Here is a 1113-nt window from a genome sequence, read left to right on the forward strand (position 1 = left end):
TCTGTCTTACGCAGAAACAAAATATAAGTTTCCTGCTCATTGATGCGTTCCAGATACTCTGTTTTCTTATCTATGCAATGGTGAAGCGCCTGTCCTTCCTTTAAAATGTCTTCAATACAATGTGGAGCTAAAACAGTAAATATTTCATTGCCGTATTCATATTTTTTGTCTAAACCTGAGAGGATTTCATTGATGTTCGGATATTTGTCAGCAAGTTCTCCCGCTGTTACAGACAGGCGATTTTCTTCAATATATTGAATAATTTCTTTATGGCGCTGATATAATTGGGACGTCCGATACACAATTTCATCATCCGTATCCATCTTAATCCTCTTTGCCATCGAAAGATAATCCCGCCATGTGATAAGCACCTGAGAAATACTGTCTTTTCGCCGCCCTTTTTGGCGAATCAAATAATTTCTTATTTGAACAAAACTCATTTTCGGTTGAATAAACTTTAAATCTTTAGGTTCTATGTTGTTATTCATAAACCAAAAGATTAAATCGTCATCTAAATAATGTGCGGATGTATTTTCCTCCTGAAGCCACACAAGATATTCTAATCCTCCATCCTGTTCTCTTAAGCGTTTTAAAGCGTTTCTGCTGATCCCAAGCCGAGTATGTAACGCACCGTGTTGTTGTGTACAGGATATTTTTTCCGAGTAATTCATGACTTCCTGTGACAACTTATATAAATTTGCTTTAACCAGTTGTTCCAATACAGGTGCCCTTCTTAATGATATAAAATAGTCCCGTGGTCTAAAGACGCTTTTCTGTTTTAAAATCTCAGGAAGACCAGACATTTTCAATTCCTTTTTTGCAAGATCCGGAATGGTCGTGGGATATACTGCTCCAGAACAGTTAGAAATATATCTATAATAATAGTACCAATATCCCCCTCTATTTGCTTCTCCCTGTATCCAACGGGCGCCTCTGTTTTTATAATCATCAAAGTAAAAAGCAGTTTCGTTAAAATCCTTGTCATACAAATACCGATTTTCTTCCGAGCTGAGAACTACCGGATTCCGGTAACTATCTTTTCCCACAGCCATGCAGACGGAAAACTCCCTTATTATAAAGCCAGGATGACAACGCTGGATTAAATACGCAGTT

The 1113-nt window shown here is 37.5% G+C and carries 1 protein-coding gene; it reads right to left on the reverse strand.

Going from position 1 to position 1113, the window contains the following annotated elements; all coding sequences use genetic code 11:
- On the reverse strand, positions 1-1052 hold a 1052-nt coding region (locus WMO25_RS18245), incomplete at its 3' end, for a PcfJ domain-containing protein (protein WP_349086664.1).
- Positions 1053-1113: the final 61 nt, after the last annotated feature.

Source organism: Coprococcus intestinihominis (genome assembly GCF_040096555.1).
Taxonomy (GTDB): Bacteria; Bacillota; Clostridia; order Lachnospirales; family Lachnospiraceae; genus Coprococcus_A; species Coprococcus_A intestinihominis.